Source organism: Parerythrobacter aurantius (genome assembly GCF_045291475.1).
GTDB classification, from domain to species: Bacteria; Pseudomonadota; Alphaproteobacteria; order Sphingomonadales; family Sphingomonadaceae; genus Parerythrobacter; species Parerythrobacter aurantius.
Map to the genome: position 1 here is coordinate 1,088,844 of NZ_CP147985.1, position 19,426 is coordinate 1,108,269.

Sequence of the window (19,426 nt, forward strand, 5' to 3'; positions counted from 1 at the left end):
GCCTTGGGCGAGTGAAGGGATTCCTTGACCAATTTCGCTTAGAGGATAATGTGCGACGCCATGGTTACGGGAGTTCGAACAATGAAATCACTGCTGCCAATCGCAGTTGCCGCAGCCATGATTACGAGCTCCACTGCCGGGCATGCCGCGACGCGTCCCGAACCGACCCGGCTTTCGCCGCCCGTGGCCGATACCAATGCCATCGCCAATCCCGAAGACGACCGGCGCGAAGTTCCCTTCGAGCTGATCCTTCTCGGCCTTGGCGGCCTGCTCGGCGTGCTGCTGTTCGCCGCCAGCGGAAACGGCAACAGCCCCCGCTGACCGCCCTTCCGTTTCCGAAGCAAGGAAGGCCGCATCCCAGCGGCCTTTTTCTTGCGCACCTTGCCGGCAGATCGTTCAATAGGCGCGGTCGTGGCGCAGCACCATCAGCGTCCGCAGCACGATGGCGAGATCGCCCTTGAGGCTCCAGTCGGCGAGATATTCCAGGTCGGCCTGCAACCGTTCGGACAGGTCCCGTTCCTCGTCCGTACTGCCGCGCAGCCCCCGCACCTGGGCCAGCCCGGTCAGGCCCGGCTTCAACGCATGACGATGCCAGTAGCGCGCATCGACCTCCCAGAAGGCCTTGCTCCCCGCCAGGCTCCCCGATGCGTGCGGGCGCGGTCCGACGATGCTCATCTCGCCGCGCAGCACATTCACCAGTTGCGGCAGTTCGTCGATGCTGTTCCGGCGGATCCTGCGGCCGATATTCGTCAGCCGGTCGTCGCCCCGCCCGGTCGACCGGCGTCCCGCGAAATCGCCCGCGAGCACTTGCATGGAGCGGAACTTGAGCATGCGGAAGAAGCGGTTGCCCCTGCCGGTGCGCTGCTGGACAAACAGGATCGGCCCCCCGTCTTCCAGCTTGATGAGAATTGCGACCGTCGCCAATAACGGCGCCAGCAGCAGGATTGCGCCGCCGGCCACAACGATGTCGAACGCCCGTTTGGCCGCCCGCGAACGCAGGCCGAGAGGCCCCGCGCTGACGACCAGCGTAGTGACGTCGGCGGTGTCGTAGCGCCGCACCGCGAGCGCGCCTAAACCATGCGCAACCTCGCTCACGATTTCGCCGCGCACGCCGCTTGCCTTCAGGGCCCAGGCCCATTTCTCGCGCCGTTCCGGCGGGCAGGTGACGACGACTTCGTCCTGGTTGGCAAGCGCGCGCCCCAGGCGGTCGAGGATGTGCGGATCGTCGCTGTCCGGCGTAATCCCGAGTTCCCGCGCATCGATCGACCTGTTGTTGTCGATCTGCAGGTCGGGCCCGCCGTCGAGGATCAACAAGCGGTTGCGCACATGGCCGCCCCACTTCCTGGCGACCAGCGATACCGCCAGCACCCGGATCGCCGTCATGGCGGCAGCGGTGAATGCCAGTCCCAGCGTGAAGGTGACGCGGGAGAAGGTCGCGCTGGTCTTCAGGTAGAAGGCGACGAATGCGAGCAAGGCCGACGATACGAGCAGCGCCGCGGCCATCCTGCTGGCGGCAAAGCGCCAGTCGAGTAGGGTGCGGATCGAATAGGCACCCTGGTACAGGGCGATGGTCAGGAAGATCGGCAGCAGGAGGTAGGCCTGCCGCAGCGCCTGCGGATCGGGCAGCCTGCCGATATAGAGCGCCCCGGCCAGCAGGAAGCCGCCGATGAGCGCCGCGACGTCGGCTACGACAAGTCCGAGGTAGGCCCGCAGGCGGCGCCGTTCGAGCGACGGCGCCAAGGCAATGGGCCGGGCCGATCGCGCATAGTCGACTTTCGCCGGTACGTTCACAGTTTCAGCGATCCCGTCTGGCGGCGGCGTTGTTCCCGCCTTGGCTACGTAGAACAACCTAGCGCCATTCGCGGAGCGGGGTCAATCCGGCGGCCCCGGTGATGCCGGCTGGAGGGAATGAGCGGCTAGCGGCTGCCCACGCTTGCGGCGAAGCCCGCGATCTCGGCAAGGTCCTGGGCCAGGAGCAGTTCGGCGGACTGGCTGTTGCCCAGCATCGTGCGATGGAGCGCGGTGACCCGGACCACCAAGCGGTCGAGGCGCTTGCCCCGCCAGATCCGGAGCTGGTCGCGAAGGTCGCGTTCGTCCTTCCAGAAGATCCGCCTTGCGGCCTTTTCGGCATCGATCAGCCCGCCGATGTCATTGCTGCGGCCGAGCTTCGCTGCCAGCTGCGCCAGTTGTGCCGTCCGGCGTTCGACGGCCAGCACGATGGCGACGGCATTGATCCCGAGTTCGCGCATCCGGGCCAGTTCGGCCGGCAGCCGTTTCACCTGTCCCGACAGCGCGGCGTTGACGATGGGCATGAAGCCGTCCTCTTCCGTCGCGGCCCCGATGGCGTCCCAGGCGGCGAAATCGGCGGTCCGGGGGGAGGCCGGCGACGCGTCCAGATAGAGCGCCAGCTTGGCGACTTCGGACTGGGCGAGACGCTGGTCGAGGCTGGACGCGCGCGCAATGCGTTCGGCCAGCTCGCCGCCGATCTTCACGCCGGCGGCATCGCCGAGGCTGCGCACGGTGCCGGTCATGCTGCGCAAGTCGGGCGGGTAGAACATCGCGACCAGCGCATCGGCGCGTTTCTCGAGCAATTTGGCGGTGCGGGACTTGTCGGTCGCGCCCGAGGCCACGATCAGCACCGGGCAGGCGGCCCCCGACCCGAGGAAATAATTGCCGACCGCGTCCAGCACCTCGTCGCCGCTGGCCCGCACGAAGATATGCCGAGCGCCGCCGAACAGCGAGCTCGACCGTGCCTCGTCGCCGAGCAGGACCGGATCGCGTTTCAATTCCGGGCCGGGCAATTCGACCCTTTCGCCGGGCTCGGGCAGGGCAGCACAGATCGCCTCGGCTGCGGCGGAGGCGCCGGCCTCGTCGGGGCCGCAGAGGAAGAATACCGAACACTGCCGCGCGAACTTGCCGGCCGCGGCGGGAAAATCGCGCTGGGTCGCCTTCATCGCCCGTTGCGGAGCGTCAGGGACACGCTGGTAACGATCTGGTCGGCAACCTCCCCTGCCAGTCGCTCGAGCGCGGTCTGCTCGGCGGCGATGGTGGCATATTCGCTCGACACGACATCGATCCCGGCATCGGACCCGGCCGTCGCGTCGAGCAGTATCTCGTCCGAAGCGATGTCGACCAGCTGGTAGCGCGCCCGCAGGGTGCGGCGCTCGCGCCCGATCGTATCGTCGTTGAGCAGGCCTAGGCCTTCGAGCCGGTCGTCGAGGCGCACGTCGAGGCGATAGCGCGGGGCCGCCTTGCCGGCGGCGGACAGGCGGTCGTCGAGCGCATTCGCCATCAGCCAGCCGGCCCGGCCCGGCATGGGCGTTACCTGCACGGCAGCAAGCCCCTGGACCGCGGCATTGCCGGCCGCGCCGCCGCCGTAGATCGGTTGCAGGCCGCATCCGGCCAGGGCGAACAACGCCGCGAGAGGCAGCAAGGCGCGCATCAGGTAACGATATTGACCAGCCGGTCGGGCACGACGATCACCTTGCGGACAGTGGCTCCATCGATCGAACGCTGGACCTTCTCGCTGGCGAGCGCAAGGGCTTCGAGGTCTTCGCGTCCCATCCCCTTGGGTGCGGTCAGCGTGTCGCGCAGTTTGCCCATGTGCTGGACGGCGATGGTGACTTCGTCCTCGACCAGCAACGCCGGATCAACTTCGGGCCAGCTTGCTTCTGCCAGCAATCCGGCGCCGCCGATCTTCGACCATGCTTCTTCGGCGAGGTGCGGCATCATCGGTGAAACCATGTGCAGCATGCTGCGGATCGCCTCCGAGCGGGTCGCCGAGGGCGCCGCCTTGTCGATCGCGCTGGCGAGTTCGTAGAGGCGCGCCACGGCCTTGTTGAAGCTCAGCGCCTCGATATCCGCAGCCACCGCGGCAATGGTCTGATGCGTCTTGCGGGCGAGCGGCTTGTCCTCGCCCCCGGCCGCGGGATCGTGCTGGTCGCTGAGGCGCCAGACGCGCTGGACGAAGCGCCAGCAGCCTTCGATCCCGGCCTCCGACCACGGCAAGTCGCGTTCGGGCGGGCTGTCGCTGAGCATGAACCAGCGCACCGCGTCAGCGCCGTAGCGATCGACCATCGTGTCCGGATCGACGACGTTCTTCTTCGACTTGGACATTTTGATGACCCGGCCGACTTCGAGCGGCGCGCCACCGTCCTTCAGCGTAGCCCCTTCGCCGGTGCGGTTCACTTCCTCGGGCGAATAGAACACCTCGCGTCCCTGCTCGCGGCGCGAATAGGTCTCGTGCGTCACCATGCCCTGCGTGAACAGCGAGGCGAACGGCTCCTTCACATCGACCAGGCCGATGTGCGCCAGCGCCCGGGTCCAGAAGCGGGCGTAGAGCAGGTGCAGGATCGCGTGCTCGATGCCGCCGATATATTGCTCGACCGGCAGCCACTTGGCGACCTCGTCACGGTCGAACGGCCTGTCCGCCGGCTGGCTGGCGAAGCGCAGGAAGTACCAGCTCGAATCGACGAAAGTGTCGAGCGTGTCGGTTTCTCGGACAGCCGCCGCACCGCAATCGGGACAGGTGGTGTGCTTCCACGTCGGGTGCCGCAGCAGCGGGTTGCCCGGGGTCCGGAAATCGACATCGTCGGGCAGGGTGACCGGCAGTTGCTCCTTCGGCACCGGCACCACGCCGCAGGTCTCGCAATGGACGAAGGGGATCGGCGTGCCCCAATAGCGCTGGCGGCTGACGCCCCAGTCGCGCAGGCGCCACACGGTGCGCCCCTCGCCGCGGCCCTCGGCCTCGATCCGGCGGATGATGTCGCGCTTCGCATCCTCGACGCTCATCCCGTCGAGGAAGGCCGAGTTCACGATCACGCCGTCGCCCGCCTCGGCCTCGCCAGCGAAAGGCTTGCCCGCCTCTTCCACGCTGGCCGCAACGACACGCGGGATCGGCAAGCCATATTTGGTGGCGAACTCGAAGTCGCGCTGGTCATGCCCGGGCACCGCCATGATCGCGCCGGTGCCGTAATCCATCAGCACGAAGTTGGCGATGAAGACCGGCAGCTCCGCACCGGTGAACGGATGTTTAGCGGTTAGGCCGGTATCGAAGCCGAGCTTCTCTGCGGTTTCCAGCTCGGCCGCCGTAGTGCCGCCCTTCTTGCACAGGGCGATGAAATCGCGCGCGGCATCGCTGTCGAGCGCCTGCGCCACCGGATGATCGGCCGCCACGGCAACGAAGCTCGCCCCGAAAATGGTGTCGGGACGCGTGGTGTAGACCGGCAGCTTGTCGCCGTTCGACAGGTCGAAGCTGAACTCCAGCCCCTGCGACTTGCCGATCCAGTTTTCCTGCATCAGCCGGACCTTGTCGGGCCAGTTCTCGAGACTACCGAGCCCTTCCAGCAGGTCCTCGGCAAAATCGGTGATCTTGAGGAACCACTGCGCCAGCTTGCGCTTTTCGACCTCCGCGCCGCTGCGCCAGCCCTTGCCGTCGATCACCTGCTCGTTGGCGAGCACGGTCATGTCGACCGGGTCCCAGTTGACCTCGCTTTCCTTGCGATAGACGAGGCCGGCCTTGAACAGGTCGATGAACAGCGCCTGCTCGTGGCCGTAGTAGTCGGGTTCGCAGGTCGCCAGCTCGCGGCTCCAGTCGAGCGCGAAGCCAAGGCGCTTCAACTGCGATTTCATGTGTTCGATATTGGCGCGGGTCCAGCCGCCGGGGTGGACGCCCTTCTCCATCGCGGCATTTTCCGCCGGCATGCCGAAAGCGTCCCAGCCCATAGGGTGGAGCACTTCATATCCGCGCATCTTCTTGTAGCGCGCCAGCACGTCACCCATCGTGTAGTTGCGCACATGGCCGACATGGATGCGCCCCGAAGGATAGGGGAACATCTCCAGCACGAAGCTCTTGGGCTTGTTCGAATTGCTGTCGGCGCGGAAGGCCTGCGCCTCGTCCCACGCGGATTGCCAGCGCGCATCGGCCTTGGCCGGATCGAAACGGGTGTCGCTCATGCGGTCCCTCTAGGGATTTTGCGCGATTCTGGAAGGCGTCGCGCGCGCCCGGTCACGGCGGGAGGATCAGCCCGCGACGGCCTGGCGGCGCAGTTCGCGGGCCTTGGTAAGGATAATGTCCTCGAGCTTCTGCACGGTTGCCGCCTGGACCGGCGCCTCGACCCAGGTACCGCCCTGGGCAACCTGGCGGCTGGCGACGACCCGCAGGGCATCGGCACGCAGGTCCTGATCGAGGATGGAGACCGTCAGCTTGACCCGTTCACCCGGGTTCTGGGGGTTGGCATACCAGTCGGTCACGATCACGCCGCCGGCACTGTCGGCCTGCAGCAGGGTGGCGAAGCTGACGGTTTCGATCGCCGCGCGCCAGAGGTAGGCGTTGACCCCGATGGTCGTCACTTGCGAGGCGGCGAGGTCGGCCTCGGGCCGCTCGCGCCCGCCACACGCGGCCAGCGAAGCCAGTGCGGCACCGGTCAGCACCATGCGGGTCAGGGTGCGCGGGCTTGGGAAAGTGATGGCCATGGAAATGCGTGTATCCTCGGGTCTGTCGATGCAGCCTCTATAGCCACCCCGCCGCCTGCGGCAAGTGCCAGCGGCACGTACGGCAGGCAGTGGTGCGGCGATACCGGGCTGCGGAACCAATTGACCGCCCGGGCGCTGTATCGCGCGTGAACGAACAGCGATAAGACGGGTTGGATAACGCGCCTTTGTGGGCCGGATGCAACACTTTGTCACAATGCGGGGCATGGGGTGTGGAAAAACTGGCGCATGGCGAAATTGCGCGTAACTTCACGTTGGGTTCAGCAGGGATTCGCTTGAGCGATTCTCTCCTGACTGGGGGAGCCTTGGACGTAGGATGAAGACCGGCATGACATCGATCCTCAGGCGTGGGCTCGGCCCGGCGCTGGTCGGTGGCGTGGTGCTGGCCTCGCTCCCGACGGCCGGCATGGCGGTGACCAGCGCCGTCTTCGCCCCCATGATCGAACAGGCACCGCGCTTCACCCCGGCAGGGGTCGACCCCGATTTGGCGGAGCGGGTGAACAACCGTTATGCCGCTGCGCGCAAGGCGATGCGTTTCACCCCGGCCGCAGGTCGCACCCCGGCTGACCGGACCGTTACCGTGGCTGTGCGTATCGACGGCGAAACCGCGCGGGCGATTTCGGTACGGTCCGCCATTGCTGCCGAAACCGCACCCGGGCGGCGCGACGGGATCGCTATCGCACCGAGCCGGTTCGATCTCGGCATCGCGCGTGGCTACCAGAGCTTCGTGAAGCCGGCGACCGAACTGCCGAGCGGTATTTCCAAGATCGAAATGCCGGATCTTGCCGATTACACGCCGCGCCAAGGCGCAGCCGCCACCAAGCCAAGCCGGTTCCAGCCGCGTATCTCGCTGGAAAACGAACGCGATGCCGGGCGCGCGCCGCGCACCCTCGAAGGGGCGGGCGAAACACGTTTCGACGTCGGCGGGGCCTACCGCGTGACGCGCAACCTCGACGTGACGGCCGGCGTCCGCCTGTCGCAGGATCGCGGTCGCCTCGCGCCGCTGACCGATGGCGTGGAAGACGACCAGGCGGTCTATGTCGGAACGCAGCTCAAGTTCTGACCCCGTGCTGCTCGCGGCGCGATGAATTCGATTTCAACGACCCCGGTTCGCCGGGGTTTTTCTTTGCCCGCCCCGCTTCGTGACGCTACGTCAACCTAATAAGAACTCGTTTGGAGGATGGAAGAATGGCACGCGTAGCGATCGTAACCGGCGGCACCCGAGGCATTGGCGAGGCGATCTGCCAGCGCCTGAAAAGGCAGGGCCATGTGGTCGTCGCCAACTATGCCGGCAACGACGATGCAGCGAGGAAATTCACCGACGCCACCGGCATCCCCGCCTACAAATGGGACGTCGGCGATCACCAGGCCTGCCTCGACGGATGCGCCCAGGTCGAAGCCGAGCACGGGCCTGTCGACATCGTCATCAACAACGCCGGCATCACCCGCGACGGCACGCTCCACAAGATGAGCTTCGACGACTGGAACGACGTCATGCGCGTCAACCTCGGCGGTTGTTTCAACATGGCCAAGGCGACGTTTCCCGGCATGCGCGAGCGCGGCTGGGGCCGTATCGTCAACATCGGCTCGATCAACGGGCAGGCGGGGCAATACGGCCAGGTGAACTATGCCGCTGCGAAGAGCGGCATCCACGGCTTCACCAAGGCGCTGGCGCAGGAAGGGGCCAAGTTCGGCGTCACCGTCAACGCCATCGCGCCGGGCTATATCGATACCGACATGGTCGCCGCCGTCCCCGCACCGGTGCTGGAAAAGATCGTCGCCAAGATCCCGGTCGGCCGGCTGGGCATGGCGGAGGAAATCGCCCGCGGCGTCGCCTTCCTCACCAGCGAGAATGGCGGCTTCATGACCGGCTCGACCATGAGCATCAATGGTGGGCAGCATATGTATTGAGGGGGCATCGGTAATCCGGCAGGCCGCGCATCCTATTGCAGCTGTTTGAGCCTTGGCATGCCTGCCGGCGCTCCTTTCGTATTACAGCTCGCCGTCAAACGTCAGCCAATAGCCGACCACCCGCCATTTGCCGTCCTCCTCCTGCTGCAGGGCGAGCGTCTCGACGGTGTCCGGCTTTGCCACAAATTGCGTACGGAACTTTACCGACTCATATCCAGCGGGTGGGGCCGGGACAAATTCCTGCGACAAAAATGTCCGCGATAATGTTGCGCCCAGTTTCGGTTGCACGGATTCCGCGGTCTCGGCGAATTTTTGCCGTGTATTCAGTTCACGAAATTGCTTTCCGGTTGCCGCCCAGCTGCCCCCCCAATCATGGGCGTCGACCAATGCGAGCCACTCCTGTGCCGCCAGGACGATTTCATTCTCGGCAGCGACAGCGGCCTGTTCGGCTTGTGCGTCCTCGGTAGCGGCATTTGTTCCAGCCAAGCTGTTGGGCAACAGGCCAAGGGGCGATTGCGGGATCAAGAGCGCAGCGAAAATCAGCGACATGGCAAGAACTCCGGAAGAGATGAGGGAGAAGCGGCGCTTCGCCCACCACCCGACATGAGTGGATGCCGTCTGGCCTGCCACGCCCTCTGCCGCACCCGCATCCCACAAAGCCTTGTCCCCCAGGCTTTCGGGGGTATCCGCAGCCTCCGTCGCAAGCAGCACCCGCGCGGCCTCGCGGCTGCTGGTGACGCCGAGCTTGCGCCGCGCATCCCGGAGGCGCTCGTTGACCGTGTGCACCGACAGGCCCAGCTCGCGCGCGGACGACTTGGCGTCGTGGCCGCGCAACAGGAGGCGCAAGGTTTCCTTTTCCTTGTCGGTCAGGGCGGGCGAGTTGGACGTCATCGGCCATGGTCTACGCCGGCAGAAACCGGCTCTCCACCCCCAATTTTTCGTATCCGCAGCGCGCCTGGAGCGGCTAACGGTGCACCATGCCCGTGCCCTACCATCCCCCCGTGAAGCGATCCGTCGAAATTGCCGGTCACAAGACCAGTATCAGCCTGGAGCCCGTGTTCTGGGACATGCTGCGCTCTGTGGCGGAAAAGGAAAACGCGCCGATCAACGCCTTAGTGGCGCGGATCGACGGTGAAAGGATACGCGCCGCGAACCCTCCCGGGCTCGCAAGCGCGATCCGGGTGTGGCTCGTAGCGCGCCTGCTCGATCAGTAGGTGGCGGGCGGGTCGCTCGCGGGGAAGCTTTCGTCGAGGGTTTCGTCAGTCCGGCTCCAGCGCTGCGGCGTATCGCGCATGGCATCGGCACCGGCATCGCGCACCAGCACGTCGCCCTGGTTGCCGGCGAAGGCCGCGCGGGGGGTGCGGTTGTTCTTCTCGAAATACTTGTACCCGGCATAACCGAGCGCCCCGAGGGCGGCGAGTTTGATCAGCATGGAAAATTCCTTTCTGCGCCCTCAACGTTCGTAGAGGCGGAAAGGTGCCACGCCGGCATCAGTCGTCGCCAACCCGTTCGATATCCGCGCCGACCAGCTGAAGTTTCTCTTCGAGGCGCTCGTAACCGCGGTCGAGGTGGTAGATGCGGCGGACCTGGCTTTCGCCTTCGGCAGCCAGCGCGGCGATAATCAGGCTCATCGACGCGCGCAGGTCGGTCGCCATGACTTCGGCGCCGGTCAGCTTGTCGACCCCCTGGACAATGGCGGTGCGGCCTTCGGTCTCGATGCGGGCGCCCATGCGGGTGAGCTCGGGCACGTGCATGAAGCGGTTTTCGAAAATGGTTTCCTTGAGCACGCTGGTGCCCTCGGCGCGGCACAGCAGGCTCATCAGCTGGGCCTGCATATCGGTGGCGAGGCCGGGATAGGGCGCGGTGGTGAGGTTGGTCGCCTTGAGCGGGCCGTTGGCAGCGACGCGCACGCCCTGCTTCGATCCTTCGACCTCGCAGCCGATCGCCTGCAGCGCATGGAGCGTTGCCAGCATCTCGTCCTCGCGCGCGCCTTCGAGCATCACGTCGCCGCCGGTGATGGCGGCAGCGCAGGCATAGGAGCCCGCTTCGATCCGGTCGGCCATGACACGGTAGGTCGCGCCGTGGAGCCGCTTGACCCCGTGGATGACGAGATCGGACTGGCCGATATTCTCGATCTCCGCCCCCATCGCCACCAGCAGGCGGCACAGGTCGACGATCTCGGGCTCGCGGGCGGCATTGAACAGCCGGCTGGTTCCGTTGGCCAGCACCGCCGCCATGAGCGCATTCTCGGTCGCGCCGACCGAGACGACGGGGAAATCGAAATCGCCGCCGGGTAGGCCGCCATCGGGCGCAACCGCCTTCACATAACCCGCCGCCAGCTCGATCTCCGCACCGAAGGCCTCGAGCGCCTTCAGGTGCAGGTCGATCGGGCGGTTGCCGATGGCGCAGCCGCCCGGCAGCGAGACGGTCGCCTCGCCCATGCGCGCCAGCATCGGGCCGAGCACGAGGATCGAGGCGCGCATCTTGCGCACCAGGTCATAGGGCGCGACAGTCGACGTGATGCGGGTCGCTTCCATGCTCATCACGCGGCCGAAATCCTCAGGGCGGCTGCCCTGGATTACAGTCGTCACGCCGAACTGGTTGATGAGGTGCTGGAAGCCGTCGATATCGGCCAGCCGCGGCAGGTTGCGCAACGTCACCGGTTCCTCGGTGAGAAGCGCGCAGGGGATGAGCGTCAGCGCCGAATTCTTTGCGCCCGAGATGGGGATGGTGCCGGAAAGGCGATTGCCGCCGCGGATAACGAGTTTGTCCATGGGCAAGGCGTTTAGAGGATTCGCAGCCTCGCGCAAACGCAACTGTAATAAGCCTGCACTAAAGCCATCCCGGTTGACGTTGACCCTGTCGCCGCGCAAACCCGGAGCACCATGACCAGCCCCAAACCCATCCGGAAAGCCGTCTTCCCCGTCGCCGGGCTCGGCACCCGCTTCCTCCCGGCGACCAAGGCGATCCCGAAGGAACTGCTGCCGATCGTCGATCGCCCGCTGATCCAGTATGCGGTGGACGAGGCGCGCGAGGCCGGGATCGAGCAGATGATCTTCGTCACCGGGCGCGGCAAGACCGCCATCGTCGAGCATTTCGATATCGCCTACGAGCTCGAGGCGACCATGCGCGAGCGCGGCAAGGACCTGAGCGCGCTGGAGCCGACGCGCGCCACGCCGGGCGATATCATCACCGTGCGCCAGCAGGTGCCGATGGGCCTCGGCCACGCCATCTGGTGCGCGCGCGCCATAGTGGGCGACGAGCCCTTTGCGATCTTCCTGCCCGACGAGCTGATGATCCCTCACAAGGGTGGCACCGGCTGCATGAAGCAGATGGTCGAGGCGTATGGGCAGACCGGAGGCAACCTTATCAGCGTGCTGGAAGTGCCGCACGAGGAAGTCTCCAGCTACGGCGTGATCGATCCGGGTGCCGAGGACGGCGCGCTGACCGAAGTGCGCGGACTGGTCGAGAAACCGCCGGTCGACCAGGCACCGTCCAACAAGATCATCTCGGGCCGCTACATCCTCCAGCCCGAAGTGATGCGGGTGCTCGAAAGCCAGGGCAAGGGCGCTGGCGGCGAGATCCAGCTGACCGACGCCATGGCCCGGATGATCGGCACCCAGCCGTTCCACGCCGTCACCTTCGACGGCCGCCGCTTCGACTGCGGCAGCAAGCTCGGCTTTGTCGAAGCGACGCTGTCGCTGGCGCTGGAGCGGGAGGATATGGGGGACGAGGTGCGGGCGATGGCCCGAAGGCTTCTGCAATAACGCGGTTGCTGGGTTAGGGTGACGATTGCTTGACGAAGTTGACACCGTGTCAATTTCGCGAATGCGCATATTTCGTACTTATTTCATTAATTTAGTCGTGACAGACGATGGTGGAGCCGGAAGGTATGCCCCCGGGGGGCCGCGCTTCCGGTGCATCTTGCGACCACTGCTAGCAGCTAGCACGCCGTGTAGGACAGCGCAGATCGCCAACGAAAACGGGAGCCGAGACGGCCCCCGTTCCCTGTCCCCTCGGCACGGGGTCGGACCTAGGCGTCGTCCGTAGACAAGGGTGCAGGCTTGCCCGCCTTCTTCGCAGCTTTCGTCTTGGCTTCTTCGACCTGACCGGCGACATCGTCGAGCACGTCTGCCAGTTTCGGGACGCCGCCGATTTCATCCGCCGCGCCCTTGGCGAGGCCCGCGAGCGAGCTGCCGTCGAGGCCCAGTTCCTTCATCAACCCGTCGAGCACGGGTGCCTGCGCGCGGTAGGCGAGCGCCGCGCTGACCGCGTCGTTGGCGAGGTTGCCCCCGGACCCCGATGCCCCGCCAAGCGAAGCGGTCGCTCCGCCCGACTTCCCGCCGCCATTGGTCAGCCCATCGACCTGCACGATCTTGATCGAGTCGATCGCTTCCATCGGCTTGGCGCTTTCGCGGATCACCTCCGGCAGGACCTTGAGCAGCGCCATCTTGGTCTGCAGGCTGATCTGGTCCATCGAGAGGATATTGGCCGCCTCGTTGATCGCCCGCTGACCGGCGGCCTCGACCTCGAAGCGGACGCGAGCGGCTTCGGCCCGCAGCTTCTCGGCTTCGGCCGCGCCCTCGGCTTCGCGGCGCACGGCCTCGGCCCGGTTGGCGGCCGCATCGCGTTCGGCCTCGGCATCGACGCGGATCTTGATCGCATCGCGTTCTGCGATCTTCGCCGCTTCGATCAGTTCGATCTTCTTTTGGCGTTCGGCGATTTCGCTCTCACGGCTGGTCGCGACCTGTTCCTCGGCAGCGACCGCCTTCGCACGGGCGGCATCGGCCTCGGCCTTGGCCTGGCTTTCCTCGCGGCTCTTGTTCTGGACCGCGATCTGCTGCTCCTGCCGGGCGATCTCGAGCGCACGCATCTGGTCGATGCGGGCTTCCTCGACCAGCCGGTCGGCCTCGATCTGCTGCGCGTCGACCAGCTTCTTGGCCTCGATCCGCGCGGCATCGGCTTCGCGGGTCCGCTCGGCCTGTTCGCGGGCGATTTCGGCCGCCTGCGCTGCGCGACGGATTTCCACCTCGCGTTCCTGCTCGAGCCGAGCGTATTCCTTGTCGCGCCCGATCTCGAAGCTGCGCTTGTCGGCCTCGAGGTTCTTGGTCTCGATCTGGACGCGGGTGTCCTGCTCGATGTCGTTGCGCGCTTTCTTGCGCAGCTCGATCTGCTCGGTCAGCTTGGTCAGGCCTTCGGCGTCGAAGGCGTTGTTGGCGTTGAAGTGCTCGATGCTCGTCTGGTCGAGCCCGGTCAGCGAGACCGATTCGAGCTCCAACCCGTTCATCGCCAAGTCGTTCGAGCTGACCTGCTGCACCTTCTGCACGAAGTCGGCGCGCTGTTCGTGCAGCTCGTTCATGGTCATGCCGGCCGCAACCGAGCGCAGCGCGTCGACGAACTTGCCTTCGACCAGGTCCTTGAGCATTTCCGGTTGCATGGTGCGCATGCCCAGTGTCTGCGCGGCCATCGCAATGGCTTCGGCATCGGGCTTCACGCGGACGTAGAACTCCGCCTTCACGTCGATCCGCAGGCGGTCCAGCGTGATCAGCGCCTCGGCATCGCGGCGGACCACCGCCAGCACCAGCGTGTTCATGTTGACCGGCATGGTTTCATGGAACACTGGCAGCACCAGCGCACCGCCGTTCATCACGACCTTCTCGCCACCCACACCCGTCCGCACGAAGGCGATTTCCTTCGACGCACGGCGATAGAGCTTGGTCAGGAAAATCAGGACCGCGAGGACCGCGATCACACCCGAGCCGACCATCACCGGTCCGGCGCTGAGAACTTCCAACATGGCTACTCCTTCTTATGTTCTTGTGGGGGCAATTCAGGTGGCAGGGGACAGCCGGCGCTCCGCAACCGGGCTGGCATAGAATGTCTGCCCTTCGCGGCGCACGAGCAGCACCTCGTCACCTGCAAGTATTTCGGATGCGTCTTCATGCGGTTCGACCATCACGTGGTGGGCGTGGCCATGGATATCGCGCACCTTGGCCCGCGCCGGGAAACCGCGCGCGGCGCGCCCGTGCTCGATCACTGCGCGGCGACCTACAAGGCTCTGCAGGCTGACGGCGCTGGTTTCGTCCTGCGGCATGATCCGGGCCAGCGGGCGCACCGCGACAGCCGTGGCCGGGAAGGCCCCGATCAGCGCCAGCACCGATGCCAGCAAGGCATCGAGCGGCGCGCCGAGCAGGCTGTCGGCCAAGCCCTGCATGCCGAAGCCGATGCCGGCGAAGAGGAACAGCAACACCATCAACCAGGCAAAGAACGGCACCCGTCCGATGCCGAGCAGCGTCGTCAGCGCGCCGCCAAGGCCGGCGGCCTCGCCCGGCCCCACATCGGTGTCGAGATCGACGTCTCCATCGAACAGGTCGCCCACGCCGATGATCTGGAAAACGGCCAGCAAGAGCATCGCCGCCAGCGCCACCGTAAACGGCAAATTGCCTCCGGCAAGTATAGTCATGGCCACACCCCCCTGTTCGCCAAAACGATCTTCGGCGTACTGAAAACATTACGTTTTCGCGTAAGATTTATATAGAAACAGGGGCCGATTTTGACCAGCAGAATCGGACAAAATCGGTCGTGCAGGAATCCGATTCCTACAGCGTCAACCCGCCATCCACGACGATCGTCTGCCCCAGCACATAGGCGCTGAGTGGCGAGGCGAGGAACAGCGCCGCGCCCGCCATGTCCGCCGGGGTGCCCATCCGGTGCAAGGGGATGCGGGCCAGCGCGCCCTCCATCCGTTCGGGGTTCTCGGTCGTCACTTTGGTCATCTTGGTGGCGACGAAGCCGGGGGCGATGCCGTTGACGCGGATACCCTCGCCGGCGAAGGCGGCGGCGAGGTTGCGCACGAGCGCCACCGCACCCGCCTTCGACGCACCATAGGCCGGGTTGCCGATGGTCGAGTGATAGGCCGCGGTCGAGCTGACCGCGATCAGCGTACCTTTTGCCGCCGCCAGGGCGGCGCGATATTTGCGCGCGCAGTCCATGATCGAGCTGAGGTTGACCGCCAGCACCCGGTCCCACCCCTCGCGCTCGAACTCGGCGCGCTTGTATTCGACCGCACCCTGGCAGCAGACCAGCACGTCGAGGCTGTCGAAACCCGGCGCGCCGTCGATCTGGTCCGGGTCGCTGACGTCCACCTGCGCATAGTGCAGGCCGGTAAGGTCGGAACCTTCCTCGCCCGAATATTCTGCCGCAGCAGCGCGCGTGCCCCACACATGCACCTCGGCACCACGCTCAAGAAATGCCCGCGCCATGCCGTTGCCGATGCCGCTGGAACCGCCGACGATCAGCACGCGCTGGCCGGTGAAGTTCAGGGGGTCGGTCATGCCGCGGTGAACCGCACGGGAAGCGTCTTGAGCCCGCCGACGAAGGTGGAGGTCGACCGTTCGGGCTTGCCCGCGAGTTCGATGGTCTCGATCCGGTCGAGCAGGGTCTCGAACAGGATCTTCATCTCCAGCCGGGCGAGGTGTAGGCCGAGGCACTGGTGCGCCCCGGCCCCGAAGGCAAGGTGGCGATTGGGGCTGCGCGCGGCGTCGAACTTGCGCGGGTTGTCGAACTGGGCCGGATCGTGGTTGGCGGCGACATAGTTCATCATCAGCCAGTCGCTCTTGCGGATCTGCTGGCCGCCCAGTTCGGTGTCCTCGGCCGCGGTGCGCATGAAGTGCTGCACCGGGGTGGTCCAGCGGATCGCTTCCTCGACAATGCCGCCGAGCAGCGAGCGGTCGGCCTTTACCCTGGCCCATTGCTCCGGGTCCTGCGCCAACGCCTGCATCGCACCCGCGGTGCTGGCCGAAGTCGTATCATGCCCGGCGGTGGCGACGATGATGTAATATCCCGCCATGTCGCGGTCGGGCAGCGGCTCGCCATCGACAGTGGCGTTGGCGATGACGCTCGCCACATCGTCGGTCGGGTTGGCGCGGCGATCCTTGGCGATGCCGGCGAAATAATCCTCAAAGCTCTTTACCGCGCCCGCGACCAGCATCAGCACCTGCTCGGGGGTCATGTTCTCCATGCCGGTGCCCGACAGATCCTTGTCCTGCCCGCCGAACATCTGCTGCGTCAGCATCAGCATGCGCGGCTCGTCTTCCTCGGGCACGCCGAGGATCTGCATGACGACATGGAGCGGATAGGGCGCGGAGACGAGCTTGGCGAAATCGACGACCTGGCCGTTTGCGCCCGCATCGATCAGCTTGTCGACCGCGCGCTGCGCAATCGCCCGGATCTCGCCTTCGATCTTGGCGAGGTTGCGCGGCATGAACCAGTCCTGCGTCAGCCGCCGGTACTTGGGGTGGATCGGCGCGTCGAAGATGACCAGCGAATCGACCAGCATGTCGCTGCCCGTCGCCGCCCGCGAGAACTCGATCGCGGAGTTGAGGCTGAACACCACTGGGCGCGGGTTGTTGAGGAAGGTGGCGTTGTCCTTGCTCATCCGCATCACGTCTTCGTAACGGCTGACGAACCAGAACGGCTCGAACAGGCCTTCCTCTTCAGGCACGATCTTGGCGACCGGCATCTCGCGCCGGACCATGTCGAACGTATCGAGCAGCGGATCCCACGCGGCATAGGCGTGGGGGTCGATCAGCTCGCGGGCGATCTCGGTCGGGATGACGGGATAGTCTGCAGTTGTGGCCATCATGCGTTCTCCGCTGCGGCCGCCCTGGCGGCATACTCGTCACGCAGTTCGCGCTTGTAGAGCTTGCCATTGGCTTCGCGCGGCAGTTCCGGACGGAAGTCGAACAGGCGCGGCATCTTGATGCGCGACAATTGCGGGGCAAGGAAATCGCGCAGCTCCTGCTCGAACTCCTCGCCCGCATCCGCCATGTCGATCGGCTGGACCACCGCGACGACCTGTTCGCCCAGGTCCGGCTCCGGCGCGCCGATCACCGCCGCGTCCATCACCTTGGGGTGGGTCACCAGCAGGTTCTCGATCTCCTGCGGGTAGATATTCACCCCGCCCGAGATGATCATGTGGCTCTTGCGGTCGGTAAGGTAGAGATAGCCGTCCCCGTCGACATGCCCGATATCGCCCAGCGTCATCCAGCCCTTGGGATGCATCGCATCGGCGGTCTTTTCCGGGTCGTTGTGATAGGTCGGCAGGATGTCGTTCTCAAAATAGATCAGCCCGTCGGTGCCAGCCGGGACTTCCTCGCCATCGGGGCCGCAGATGTGCAGCTTGCCGTGGATCGCCACGCCGACCGAACCGGGGTGGGTCAGCCATTCGGGCGAGCGGATCATCGTCATGCCGATGCTTTCCGAACCGGCATAGTATTCGTTCACGATCGGACCCCACCATTCGATCATCGCCTGCTTGACCGGGACCGGACAGGGCGCGGCGGCGTGGAGCGCGCGCTTGTGGCTGGAGAGGTCGTATTTGCTCCGCTCCGCCTCGTCGAGCTTGAGCATGCGGACGAAATGCGTCGGTACCCACTGGCTGTCGGTGACCTTGTACTTCTCGATCGTCTGGAGCGCGAATTCGGGATTGAACCGCTCCATCACCACAACCGTGCCGCCGAGGCGCTGGGCGGTCGTGCACCAGCCTATCGGTGCCGCGTGATAGAGCGGCGCGGGCGAAAGATAGACCATCGAGCCGTCCGTCGGCATCCCGGCACCCATCACCGCGAGGCCCAGCAAGGGGTTTACCGCCTGAATGTCCTGATCCTCGGGCGGAGCCGGGCGAACTCCTTTGGGCCGACCGGTCGTGCCCGAACTGTAGAGCATGATCATGCCCGGCGCCTGGTCGGAAATGGGCTCGTCCGGTTGCGCGGCCAGCGCGTTTTCGAGGCTCTCGCCGCCTTCATCCCCGGCGATCAGCACTGGCAGGTCAGGGCATTCGGCGCGGATGCCTTCGAGCACCTCGGCATATTTGGGCGAAGTAATGAGAAGCCGGGTGCCCGAATCCTTGAGTATATAGGCAATCTCCGGCGCGGTCAGACGGGTCGAGATCGGCACCAGCATGGTTCCGGCTCGCTGCGAACCCCAGACGATCTGCAGGTAATGCGCGTTGTTTTCCATCAGGACGGCAAAGGCATCGTTGGGAGCGAGGCCGCGGCTCCGTAGAAGCTGTGCGAAGCGGTTGGCATAATCGTCCATCGCCCCGTAACTGACCGTCTCGCCAGTGGATCCCATGATGATCGCCGGGTGGTCCGGACGCGATCTGGCGTGCTGAATCGGATGCATTGCAACTCTCCCTTGAGGAAAGTTTTATCCAGCAACCGTTCCGGGGCAAGCTGATTCCGGCGCGGTCACCGGTTGCAAGCGAAAGGGGGCGGCAGGATGTCCCTGCCGCCCCCTTCTCGTGCCCTCCCAAGCACCGGGCCTTTCAGGCCCGAACCGCTGAACGCTTATTCGCCGCCCATTGCCAGTTCGCTCCCCGTGGCGCGCGCGAAAGCTTCCTGCGCTTCGCTTTCGGCCATGTAAGGGATCGGATTGACCGCGACACCGGCGACCCTGACTTCGTAATGGAGGTGCGGTCCGGTCGAACGGCCGGTCGAGCCGACGTAGCCGATCAGCTCGCCCTTCTTCACCCAGCTGCCTTCGGCGGCGACGATGCGCGACAGGTGAGCGTAGCGGGTTTCCATCTCGTTGCCGTGGCCGATCTGGATGTAGTTGCCGTAGCTGGAATACCACTGCGCCATCTGCACGAGGCCGTCGGCGGTAGCATAGACCGGCGTACCGGTCGGCGCGGCCAGGTCGATACCCTTGTGCGACCGGCGCCCGCCGAGCACGGGGTGGGTACGCATGCCGAAACCGCTGGTGAGGGCAGCGCCGTCGAGCGGCATCCGCGAGGGGATGGAAACGGTGGCCACGGGCGGCTTCGACCCGGTGTCGCGATCGAGCTGCTGCCAGCTTGCGAAAAGCTGTTCGAACTGTTCGTCGCCCTTGCCCAGCGGGGTGTCTGCCTGTTCGACTGCGGTCTTGACCTCGACGGCGGCGCTGGTGGCGACAGTGGTAGCGGCGCTGTTGGCCTGGGCCGGTACTGCGGCGATGCCGACGATAGCGGCGGCCACAGTCATCA

At 65.8% G+C, this 19,426-nt stretch carries 19 protein-coding genes; 5 read left to right on the plus strand and 14 right to left on the minus strand.

The features are described from left to right. The first annotated feature begins 81 nt into the window (after positions 1-81). Entirely contained in the window at positions 82-321 is a 240-nt protein-coding gene (locus WAB17_RS05380; RefSeq protein ID WP_435418990.1) for a hypothetical protein, read from the plus strand. A 75-nt stretch (positions 322-396) separates the two neighbouring features. Here the strand turns inward: WAB17_RS05380 and WAB17_RS05385 are convergent, their stop codons facing one another. The 5 genes from WAB17_RS05385 to WAB17_RS05405 all read right to left on the minus strand — a co-directional run bounded on the left by WAB17_RS05385 (position 397) and on the right by WAB17_RS05405 (position 6,474). Next, positions 397-1,848, minus strand: coding sequence for a sugar transferase (locus WAB17_RS05385; RefSeq protein WP_435418991.1), 1,452 nt, complete (start codon positions 1,846-1,848; stop codon positions 397-399). 68 nt (positions 1,849-1,916) lie between these two features. After that, the gene (locus tag WAB17_RS05390; protein ID WP_435418992.1) at positions 1,917-2,954 is read right to left on the minus strand and encodes a DNA polymerase III subunit delta; all 1,038 of its coding nucleotides are present in this window, start codon (positions 2,952-2,954) and stop codon (positions 1,917-1,919) included. Beyond that, entirely contained in the window at positions 2,951-3,442 is a 492-nt protein-coding gene (lptE, locus tag WAB17_RS05395) for an LPS assembly lipoprotein LptE (RefSeq protein WP_435418993.1), read from the minus strand. The genes WAB17_RS05390 and lptE overlap by 4 nt, the downstream gene beginning before the upstream one ends. Further along, entirely contained in the window at positions 3,442-5,955 is a 2,514-nt protein-coding gene (gene leuS / locus WAB17_RS05400) for a leucine--tRNA ligase (protein WP_435418994.1), read from the minus strand. The genes lptE and leuS overlap by 1 nt, the downstream gene beginning before the upstream one ends. A gap of 66 nt (positions 5,956-6,021) precedes the next feature. Further along, the gene (locus WAB17_RS05405) at positions 6,022-6,474 is read right to left on the minus strand and encodes a DUF3576 domain-containing protein (protein WP_435418995.1); all 453 of its coding nucleotides are present in this window, start codon (positions 6,472-6,474) and stop codon (positions 6,022-6,024) included. A 346-nt stretch (positions 6,475-6,820) separates the two neighbouring features. On the opposite strand from WAB17_RS05405, the gene WAB17_RS05410 reads away from it, so the two are divergent. Together WAB17_RS05410 and phbB are read left to right on the plus strand one after the other, a co-directional pair. Next, positions 6,821-7,555 (plus strand): hypothetical protein, encoded by a 735-nt coding sequence (locus WAB17_RS05410; RefSeq protein WP_435418996.1) that lies wholly within the window; start codon positions 6,821-6,823, stop codon positions 7,553-7,555. 125 nt (positions 7,556-7,680) lie between these two features. Next, positions 7,681-8,403 carry an acetoacetyl-CoA reductase gene (gene phbB, locus WAB17_RS05415; RefSeq protein WP_435418997.1) on the plus strand — a complete coding sequence of 241 codons (723 nt, stop codon included), beginning with the start codon at positions 7,681-7,683 and terminating at the stop codon, positions 8,401-8,403. 81 nt (positions 8,404-8,484) lie between these two features. On the opposite strand, the gene WAB17_RS05420 is transcribed toward phbB, so the two are convergent. Then, entirely contained in the window at positions 8,485-9,294 is an 810-nt protein-coding gene (locus WAB17_RS05420) for a DUF4019 domain-containing protein (RefSeq protein WP_435418998.1), read from the minus strand. An 86-nt stretch (positions 9,295-9,380) separates the two neighbouring features. On the opposite strand from WAB17_RS05420, the gene WAB17_RS05425 reads away from it, so the two are divergent. Further along, positions 9,381-9,617 carry a ribbon-helix-helix domain-containing protein gene (locus tag WAB17_RS05425; protein ID WP_435418999.1) on the plus strand — a complete coding sequence of 79 codons (237 nt, stop codon included), beginning with the start codon at positions 9,381-9,383 and terminating at the stop codon, positions 9,615-9,617. On the opposite strand, the gene WAB17_RS05430 is transcribed toward WAB17_RS05425, so the two are convergent. Continuing rightward, positions 9,611-9,835, minus strand: coding sequence for a hypothetical protein (locus WAB17_RS05430; protein ID WP_435419000.1), 225 nt, complete (start codon positions 9,833-9,835; stop codon positions 9,611-9,613). The two genes, WAB17_RS05425 and WAB17_RS05430, sit on opposite strands and share 7 nt — an antisense overlap. A gap of 58 nt (positions 9,836-9,893) precedes the next feature. Beyond that, positions 9,894-11,177, minus strand: coding sequence for a UDP-N-acetylglucosamine 1-carboxyvinyltransferase (gene murA / locus WAB17_RS05435; protein WP_435419001.1), 1,284 nt, complete (start codon positions 11,175-11,177; stop codon positions 9,894-9,896). Between the two features lie 111 nt (positions 11,178-11,288). On the opposite strand from murA, the gene WAB17_RS05440 reads away from it, so the two are divergent. Then, complete coding sequence (locus WAB17_RS05440) at positions 11,289-12,170, plus strand: UTP--glucose-1-phosphate uridylyltransferase (RefSeq protein ID WP_435419002.1); 882 nt, start codon at positions 11,289-11,291, stop codon at positions 12,168-12,170. Positions 12,171-12,436: 266 nt separating this feature from the next. Here the strand turns inward: WAB17_RS05440 and WAB17_RS05445 are convergent, their stop codons facing one another. The 6 genes from WAB17_RS05445 to WAB17_RS05470 form a co-directional block, all read right to left on the minus strand. After that, positions 12,437-14,170, minus strand: a complete 1,734-nt coding sequence (locus WAB17_RS05445) for a flotillin family protein (RefSeq protein ID WP_435419336.1) — start codon at positions 14,168-14,170, stop codon at positions 12,437-12,439. Between the two features lie 63 nt (positions 14,171-14,233). After that, complete coding sequence (locus tag WAB17_RS05450) at positions 14,234-14,866, minus strand: YqiJ family protein (RefSeq protein ID WP_435419003.1); 633 nt, start codon at positions 14,864-14,866, stop codon at positions 14,234-14,236. A gap of 136 nt (positions 14,867-15,002) precedes the next feature. Further along, complete coding sequence (locus WAB17_RS05455; RefSeq protein WP_435419004.1) at positions 15,003-15,737, minus strand: SDR family NAD(P)-dependent oxidoreductase; 735 nt, start codon at positions 15,735-15,737, stop codon at positions 15,003-15,005. Then, a complete protein-coding gene (locus WAB17_RS05460) occupies positions 15,734-17,044 on the minus strand; it encodes a cytochrome P450 (RefSeq protein WP_435419337.1) in 1,311 nt (436 codons plus the stop codon). Before WAB17_RS05460 ends, WAB17_RS05455 begins: the two co-directional genes overlap by 4 nt. Continuing rightward, on the minus strand, positions 17,044-18,588 hold the full coding sequence (locus tag WAB17_RS05465) for an acyl-CoA synthetase (protein WP_435419005.1): 1,545 nt from the start codon (positions 18,586-18,588) through the stop codon (positions 17,044-17,046). The genes WAB17_RS05460 and WAB17_RS05465 overlap by 1 nt, the downstream gene beginning before the upstream one ends. A gap of 164 nt (positions 18,589-18,752) precedes the next feature. Continuing rightward, positions 18,753-19,424 (minus strand): M23 family metallopeptidase, encoded by a 672-nt coding sequence (locus WAB17_RS05470; protein WP_435419006.1) that lies wholly within the window; start codon positions 19,422-19,424, stop codon positions 18,753-18,755. Positions 19,425-19,426: the final 2 nt, after the last annotated feature.

Excerpts from the sequence above, each read along its gene's own strand:
- lptE (WP_435418993.1), bottom strand. The coding sequence starts at position 3,442 with ATGCGCGCCTTGCTGCCTCTCGCGGCGTTGTTCGCCCTGGCCGGATGC.
- WAB17_RS05470 (WP_435419006.1), bottom strand. The coding sequence starts at position 19,424 with ATGACTGTGGCCGCCGCTATCGTCGGCATCGCCGCAGTACCGGCCCAG.
- leuS (WP_435418994.1), bottom strand. The coding sequence starts at position 5,955 with ATGAGCGACACCCGTTTCGATCCGGCCAAGGCCGATGCGCGCTGGCAA.
- murA (WP_435419001.1), bottom strand. The coding sequence starts at position 11,177 with ATGGACAAACTCGTTATCCGCGGCGGCAATCGCCTTTCCGGCACCATC.
- WAB17_RS05455 (WP_435419004.1), bottom strand. The coding sequence starts at position 15,737 with ATGACCGACCCCCTGAACTTCACCGGCCAGCGCGTGCTGATCGTCGGC.
- WAB17_RS05390 (WP_435418992.1), bottom strand. The coding sequence starts at position 2,954 with ATGAAGGCGACCCAGCGCGATTTTCCCGCCGCGGCCGGCAAGTTCGCG.
- WAB17_RS05425 (WP_435418999.1), top strand. The coding sequence starts at position 9,381 with ATGCCCGTGCCCTACCATCCCCCCGTGAAGCGATCCGTCGAAATTGCC.
- WAB17_RS05380 (WP_435418990.1), top strand. The coding sequence starts at position 82 with ATGAAATCACTGCTGCCAATCGCAGTTGCCGCAGCCATGATTACGAGC.
- WAB17_RS05440 (WP_435419002.1), top strand. The coding sequence starts at position 11,289 with ATGACCAGCCCCAAACCCATCCGGAAAGCCGTCTTCCCCGTCGCCGGG.
- phbB (WP_435418997.1), top strand. The coding sequence starts at position 7,681 with ATGGCACGCGTAGCGATCGTAACCGGCGGCACCCGAGGCATTGGCGAG.
- WAB17_RS05450 (WP_435419003.1), bottom strand. The coding sequence starts at position 14,866 with ATGACTATACTTGCCGGAGGCAATTTGCCGTTTACGGTGGCGCTGGCG.
- WAB17_RS05445 (WP_435419336.1), bottom strand. The coding sequence starts at position 14,170 with ATGGTCGGCTCGGGTGTGATCGCGGTCCTCGCGGTCCTGATTTTCCTG.
- WAB17_RS05460 (WP_435419337.1), bottom strand. The coding sequence starts at position 17,044 with ATGGCCACAACTGCAGACTATCCCGTCATCCCGACCGAGATCGCCCGC.
- WAB17_RS05420 (WP_435418998.1), bottom strand. The coding sequence starts at position 9,294 with ATGACGTCCAACTCGCCCGCCCTGACCGACAAGGAAAAGGAAACCTTG.
- WAB17_RS05465 (WP_435419005.1), bottom strand. The coding sequence starts at position 18,588 with ATGCATCCGATTCAGCACGCCAGATCGCGTCCGGACCACCCGGCGATC.
- WAB17_RS05430 (WP_435419000.1), bottom strand. The coding sequence starts at position 9,835 with ATGCTGATCAAACTCGCCGCCCTCGGGGCGCTCGGTTATGCCGGGTAC.
- WAB17_RS05405 (WP_435418995.1), bottom strand. The coding sequence starts at position 6,474 with ATGGCCATCACTTTCCCAAGCCCGCGCACCCTGACCCGCATGGTGCTG.
- WAB17_RS05410 (WP_435418996.1), top strand. The coding sequence starts at position 6,821 with ATGACATCGATCCTCAGGCGTGGGCTCGGCCCGGCGCTGGTCGGTGGC.